Here is a 6,516-nt window from a genome sequence, read left to right as displayed (position 1 = left end):
AAGAACTGATGAGATAGTCACTGTACAGATCTAGTATGGCTTTGTCCATGATCTTCATCTCCTTTTCTCTCTTATTTTACATAAATATTTCTTCCGCGTAAGGTGAGTTATTAAAGGACTCTAGCTCTGCTTCAATTATTTTCTCTATAACAAGTGGCATTCTTCCTTCAGGAGCAGAATCCTCTCTTGAGAGAAGAATATTCCTTACATTATTAAATTCGCTCATAAAACACTTAAACAGTAGTGATTGTTTATCTCAAAGGTTTTGTGATGTGAAGAACCTAAATTTAGGATAGCACTACCCAAAGTCTACTCTGGCAAAAGACACTGCCCTTAGTGTGGATTACCAAACTTCAATAAATAAGTACGCTAAATATAGGGGCTATCTGTAAGCCCTCTGTATTAGGAATTAATTTGCAGTGACACCGAATGTAGTGCTATAGTGGTGTCATGTCTAATGCGCCATTATATTGTGTTGTCATAGATACTAACGTTGTGTTTGAGGGCTTAACAAAACAAGGTAGTTCTGCTGGCTTCGTTATTGACGCTTGGCTAGCAGGCTTACTTGAGGTTTGTGTTTCCAACGCACTTGCTTATGAATATATAGATGTTTTATCTCGTAAGCTCTCAAAAACTCGTTGGGATAAACTTCAACCTGTTTTAAGTACATTACTGAGTCACGCCCAATTCACAACAATTTACTACTCATGGAGACCGACCTCGCCTGACGCAGGAGATGATTTAGTCGTTGACTGCGCCATGAATGCAGGTGCGATCGTCGTAACTTCTAATCTGCGTGACTTTCAAAGTGCTACTGAGTCTTTGGAACTACAAGTAATAACGCCTGTTCAATTAGTCATCAAATTGGCACTTGGAGGAATCTCATCATGAGTCGATTGACACTTCGATTACCAGAAACCTTACATCAAAAGTTAGTTCACCTTGCTGAGAGTGAAGGTGTTTCTCTAAATCAGTATATTGTTTATGCTCTCACTCGTCAGATTACATCAGCTTATACGGTTCTCACAGTACCTGAAGCAGAAGTTAGCCAACAAAAGCAGAACTTCAACACGCTCTTGCGAGAACTAGGACAAGCATCCTCAACCGAGGTTGCAGACACTTTGCGCGATCGCGTGATTGTTCAACCAGAGTCAGAGTTAACCCCTGAGATTGTGGCACGTCTTCAGCAACGCATCCAAAACGCTACTAAGGCATGAGGATTTGACTCTCGACGTACATAATTCTATTGAATGGAAGACTTTATCCGAGCGATCGCGCCATCAATAAACACCTACAGACAGATCTCCGTATAGAATAGGACTATAACTGCCTTTAAAAATGCAAGCCCTATGTTAGAAGCATATGTCCGCGATAATCAGGAGCTTTCTCAGTTAATCCAACAAGCAAACTCTAAGCGAGAAGCCATAACTCTAGTGCAAGCAGGACAGCAAAAAGCAGTCTTATTAAGCTTGGAAATGTTCCAAAAATTAATAGGAATTAGCGATCGCCGCGAACAGCTATCAGGCGAAGACTTTGCCGCAATATCCCGTCAACTTTTTGCAACATCAGGCTATGACTCAACCGAAAAAATAATGCAACTCATTCAGGAAGTAAAACAAGAACTATCCACTGAAAGAGAGCAAAGAGAACAAAGAGAAGAGTTTGAATGTCTGACCCCAAGATAATTCTTGCAAAAACATGCCCTATAGTTTGGATAGAAGACTTTATCTAAGCGATCGCACTGAGGAGATAGAAAAAGCGATCGCACTTCTATTTCGCTATTCACTGCGCCCCTGTAGGAGATCGAGTTTATAGTAGCGTTGTAGAAGTTCGTAAAGCGGCTGATGCTTTTCCATTAGTTGATAAGGCTTCTCAAAAAATGTCTCGGTGGCGACCGCAAAAAACTCGGCAGGATTCGTTGCGCCGTAGCTGTCCATCACAGTCTTTTTGCCCCGTTCCACTGACTTACAGAGGGTTAAATATTCCTCGGTCATTACCTTTGCCCAGATCGCATAATCTAATTCCCTCGGCAAAATTGGTACGCCTTCGGCTCTGCCATCTTCTTGATCCAATTGGTGAGCAAACTCATGCAGCACGACATTATGACCATCATGCCAGTTCTGGGTATCCCGTTCTACCTGATCCCAAGCAAGGATTAACTGGTCTCTCGTCCATGATTCCCCTAATCTTGTTGTCAGCCTTTCCTCTACCACATAGCCCTCATTCATCACGGTTTCATTGACCTGATAAGCACTGGGATAAACCAAAATGGAACGGAGTTTGGGAAAATATTTGCCACGATCGCTGAACAAGAGCAGACAGGCGATCGCGGCAATAATCACCTTCATTTCTTCTGTAACCCGCAACCCCAAGCAGCCAATAAACTGTTTTTCTGCTAAAAAGACGCGAACGTGACCTTGCAGTTGCTTTTGCTGGGCGAGAGAGAGATGAGCATAAATGGCAAGATTGCGCTCAATTAACGACTGCCAATGGTTTGGGAAAGGCTGACGCCTGAGGCGATCGCGTCGCCACTGCACGAAAAAGGGATAGGTTAAAATCCCGATCGCGATCGCACTAGCAATAATGCCAAAGATAATGACTTGAACCACAGAAGTTATGCCGAAACATGAGATTAGGAGCTTTAAATAGCAAAGTTGAGCAAAAAGGATGTCAACCTTGGTTAATCAGGCTCATTAGCCCTCATTAGCCATAGTATCCTACCTGCCGTTTGCAAATTTAAGTCCGCCTAGCGATCGAGAGAAGGTGTAGGATTTTATGAGTTTACTAAAGATAGCGATGCCTCTAAAAATTATTGATAACTTTGACAGCAGTTTTTCGCTCGATCCAGATGCAAAAACCGTATTATTTGGCTTGCTAAGCAATGAGAGCTTTCTGAACCAAGTGGCCGGTGAAGTCGCTAGTAAATTAAATGGCGATCGCGTCGAGTTTACTGAACTCCTATTTCAACCCGTTCCTTACACCACAGCAACCCCTAAAGGAATGCCTGCCGAATTTGAGAAGTATCATACCTCTCCCGATCACGCCATCATTAATGTGCCACCGAACTTTATGTTTAAAGCCAAAATCTTTAAGCCTAGTCGTCTCTGTGCGATTTATCGAAAAGCTCAAAAGAGCGTGTAAGGCTTTCCAAACAGGACTAGCAGTGATTTCGCCCAGCCAATGCTCAGTCAATATTTTTTACATCATTTTTTACATCTTTGGCGATCGCCGCAAATATACGAAAGTTGACATCGACGGTAAAGGAGAGCTTATGCAATTTAGCCAGAGCAATCTTTCCCGATTGAGGGCTGCGGAAGTAGTGAGGGGTCATCGCAAACAAATCTTGAATATCCTCTGAGCTAGATACTTCAGATTGATAGGTAAGATTGTAACGATCCACGAGTTTAAAGCCTTCTACTTCAGTGGATGCGATCGCGGGTAATCCTCTTTCTCTTAGTTCAGAATAAATTACTTGCCGCATTTCTAGAAGGTGATTTACACCCGGATCGACCAAAATAACCTTCCCTCCAGGCTTGAGAACATGGCGAAAGTCTTCAAAACTGGGAAACCCAAAAGCGCAAACAATCGAATCAATCGATCCTGCAAGAAATGGTGGACGACGGTTGCTGCCAACAATCCAAGTGATGTCTCGACTGCGTTTAACGGCTGACTGAATCGCCCACTTAGAAATATCTAGCCCAATCAAGACGCCTTCAGAATAGTTCCATTTTGTCGCCTTTCTACCGATCCAGTCGAGGTAATAGCCCTCACCACAGCCAGCATCAAGAATCGTTACCTGTTCAGAGACAGGGATATTCGCTAAATGCTTTTCGGTTAAATCTGCGATCGCATTGGCAATTGGTTCGTAGCACCCAGTACGCAAAAATCGCGTCCGTGCCGCAACCATTTCTTTGGTGTCCCCTGGATCTCGGGATGCTTTATGCTGCACCACAAGCAGATTCAGATAGCCTTGACGGGCTTTATCAAAGTTATGTCCTTTCGGACAGGTTAAACTCTGCTCGCGGGGCGTAAGTGCGGAACCATCAAGGGGACAAACAAGATTATTCGCGAATACCAATTTCATAACTCAGCGATCGCTCTAACAAGGAAAGAGCTTTATTCTATCCGAAATTGTCACTCCGCTTACATTTCAAGAAATTGGTTGAGTCCCTCGCTATAACAAGGGGAAAGATTGAGAATCTAGGAGAGGGGTTAACCTCATTGTTGCAACCAAACCGATACAGATCCACCGTTACACAAGAAGTTACCCCAACCATCTTGGTTAGTACGCACAATTTCCTTTCTGTGACCTGTAAAATCATAGAAAGCTGTGTTAGGGCGGAAAGTATTCATCCATTTATTGCCCTCTGCACCGTTGGTCAAAACCACAGCCATCGCACCCGAATGATCTCGATCGCCTAGCCTCATCCAACCAATTGTATTGGGGTGATCGAAGTAATCATGTTGATCGCCGAAACCATAGTTTTTACGAGTCCATAGAAATTTATTAATCAGAAAGCTATGATCGGTGAGCCAAATTTCATAGCCCTTGTCGTTGTAATGCGCTCCATAGTAGTCAGCATAAAAAACACAGGGATATCCATCCCTCCGCAATAAAATCAGCGCATAGGCTAAGGGTTTAAACCAAGACTCTACGACTGATTCCAAGGACTGTAGTGGCTGCGTGTCGTGGTTCTCGACAAATGTAACCGCAAGTACTGGCTGCTCTTTTACCAATGTGCGATCGAAGATCGATCTCATGTCAAAACTGCTGCCAGAGCGACTTGCTGCATGAAACTTAAAATGAAGTGGAACGTCAAAAAGCGATAATCTCCCCGCGCTATCGGCAATATAACCGTGCAAATCGTCAACATTCTGCGACCAATATTCGCCAACGCTAAACAATTCTCTACCTGCAAAGTGAGTTCTTAGATCGTTGAGCCAATCTTTAAAAAAGCTAGAACGAATGTGCTTTACGGCATCGATTCTAAATCCATCGACTTGGGTCATATCGACAAACCACCGTCCCCAATAAAATAGCTCTCCCCGTACAAATTCGTTGCCCATGTCTAAGTCGTTTGCCATCAGATAGTCAAAGTTGCCATGTTCGTGGTTGACTTCTGTAGAGAACGACTTGTTTTGTAGGCGATAAAGCTTACTATTGTTATTGGTTTTAGCATTGTAAGTAAGCGCATCAAAGCACCACCAATGCCACTTCATACTTGAGTATGTATCGCCACGACCAGGAAAGGAAAAGTATGTATACGCTTCAATCTCATACCAATCGCTGAGGGCGCGGTTGCGATCGTTCCAATCTACTTCCTGCGCCCAGATTGTTTCTTTGCCATCACCGCCATCTTTATGGTTAAAAACAATATCAGCATAGACATTTAAGCCATTTGACCGAACTGTTTTGATGGCATCTTGAAGTTCTGATTTTGTGCCATATTTGGTTCGTTTAGAACCCTTTTGATCGAATTCCCCTAAATCAAATAAGTCATAGACCCCATAACCCACATCGAATCCCCCACCAGAGCCTTTATAGGAAGGAGGAATCCACACAGATGAGAAGCCAGCATCAGCCAAAGCCTTGGCTTTCCCTTTGAGTTCGTTCCAGAGCGTGCCATCCGCAGGGTTATACCACTGAAAAAACTGTATGATTACACCGTTACTCATTGAGTTATCCTCTTTATTGTTGCAAGACTGTTCTCAGGTAAGTTCGCTTTTAGGTTTCACTCCACCTTATTTTTGCGAAGGATCTCACCCCCAACGCAAGAATCTGTAAATCGTTCAAAATAGCGCATTGTGTGAAGCACTTCACATCCTACATATTCAATCTCTTCAGGTTGAGACTAACTACTCTTACCTCCTCGATACGGTTATCATGCCATTGAGCCAGAAATCAACGTAGAAGCGATCGCCTTAGAGAAATATTTAATCTTCTAAAATGGGGAAAGCTATGCATCAATCAAGAACTTGTTGCGATATTAACCTGAATATACTCTGAATAATATAACGATTTGTGAAAATTATCTTGCGTTAAGCCTCAAATAAAATCACCACCATCTACGTCGAGAAATATAAGACAACTACTCAGCCAGTAGAAATAGAAAGAGAAGGGAAGATAAATAAATATCCTGCAAGTATTCAATCGGGTTAGATTTATAGATATAAAAGCGATCACACAAAGCTTTTTCGATTATTTGTTAAAGAGCGATTGCTCCTTCATAGGGAGCAATCGCTTTTATATTGAACCTCTGTACTGAATATCACCCGTTCTTAGGGTTGTGAAATTCTGGCATCCCGAGTAGTTGCGTCAGCTTCTAATTGTGGAGTCTGAGAATACTTACCATGATTGAGAGATGCTTGGATCCGTGACAAAATTTTCTTGCGTGATAGGTTACCTCCAGTATCACGCATATGCTTGCAGAAGTAGTAGGTGAAAGCGCCATTATAGGTGTCATCAATAGAGTTGTTGGGAAATAAAAACAAGTTGTGGACAGGGTTTTCCTCTTC

9 protein-coding genes are annotated in these 6,516 nt (G+C 42.7%); 4 read left to right on the top strand and 5 right to left on the bottom strand.

Annotation, left to right across the window (positions count from 1 at the left end; translation table 11 throughout):
- Positions 1 to 76 precede the first annotated feature (76 nt).
- Positions 77 to 226, bottom strand: a complete 150-nt coding sequence (locus V2H45_RS24525) for a hypothetical protein (RefSeq protein ID WP_330486323.1) — start codon at positions 224 to 226, stop codon at positions 77 to 79.
- A gap of 224 nt (positions 227 to 450) precedes the next feature.
- Between V2H45_RS24525 and V2H45_RS24520 the strand changes: the two genes are divergently transcribed.
- The 3 genes from V2H45_RS24520 to V2H45_RS24510 all read left to right on the top strand — a co-directional run bounded on the left by V2H45_RS24520 (position 451) and on the right by V2H45_RS24510 (position 1,685).
- On the top strand, positions 451 to 891 hold the full coding sequence (locus tag V2H45_RS24520) for a PIN domain-containing protein (protein ID WP_330486322.1): 441 nt from the start codon (positions 451 to 453) through the stop codon (positions 889 to 891).
- A complete protein-coding gene (locus V2H45_RS24515) occupies positions 888 to 1,217 on the top strand; it encodes a YlcI/YnfO family protein (protein ID WP_330486321.1) in 330 nt (109 codons plus the stop codon). The genes V2H45_RS24520 and V2H45_RS24515 overlap by 4 nt, the downstream gene beginning before the upstream one ends.
- A gap of 132 nt (positions 1,218 to 1,349) precedes the next feature.
- Positions 1,350 to 1,685 carry a hypothetical protein gene (locus V2H45_RS24510; RefSeq protein WP_330486320.1) on the top strand — a complete coding sequence of 112 codons (336 nt, stop codon included), beginning with the start codon at positions 1,350 to 1,352 and terminating at the stop codon, positions 1,683 to 1,685.
- Positions 1,686 to 1,778: 93 nt separating this feature from the next.
- On the opposite strand, the gene V2H45_RS24505 is transcribed toward V2H45_RS24510, so the two are convergent.
- Positions 1,779 to 2,609, bottom strand: a complete 831-nt coding sequence (locus V2H45_RS24505; protein WP_330486319.1) for a M90 family metallopeptidase — start codon at positions 2,607 to 2,609, stop codon at positions 1,779 to 1,781.
- Positions 2,610 to 2,796: 187 nt separating this feature from the next.
- Here V2H45_RS24505 and V2H45_RS24500 point away from each other — a divergent pair, with 187 nt between their 5' ends.
- Complete coding sequence (locus V2H45_RS24500) at positions 2,797 to 3,141, top strand: hypothetical protein (RefSeq protein ID WP_408648911.1); 345 nt, start codon at positions 2,797 to 2,799, stop codon at positions 3,139 to 3,141.
- 43 nt (positions 3,142 to 3,184) lie between these two features.
- Here V2H45_RS24500 and V2H45_RS24495 read toward each other — a convergent pair whose 3' ends face one another.
- The 3 genes from V2H45_RS24495 to V2H45_RS24485 all read right to left on the bottom strand — a co-directional run.
- Positions 3,185 to 4,084, bottom strand: coding sequence for a putative RNA methyltransferase (locus V2H45_RS24495; protein ID WP_330486317.1), 900 nt, complete (start codon positions 4,082 to 4,084; stop codon positions 3,185 to 3,187).
- A 134-nt stretch (positions 4,085 to 4,218) separates the two neighbouring features.
- On the bottom strand, positions 4,219 to 5,676 hold the full coding sequence (locus V2H45_RS24490) for an alpha-amylase (protein ID WP_330486316.1): 1,458 nt from the start codon (positions 5,674 to 5,676) through the stop codon (positions 4,219 to 4,221).
- Between the two features lie 603 nt (positions 5,677 to 6,279).
- On the bottom strand, positions 6,280 to 6,516 hold a 237-nt coding region (locus V2H45_RS24485; protein WP_330486315.1), incomplete at its 5' end, for a caspase family protein.

Source organism: Tumidithrix elongata BACA0141, assembly GCF_036349135.1.
GTDB lineage: Bacteria > Cyanobacteriota > Cyanobacteriia > Pseudanabaenales > Pseudanabaenaceae > Tumidithrix > Tumidithrix elongata.
Note: the sequence above shows the minus strand (reverse complement) of the source record. Positions and strands in the feature narration are given on the sequence as shown.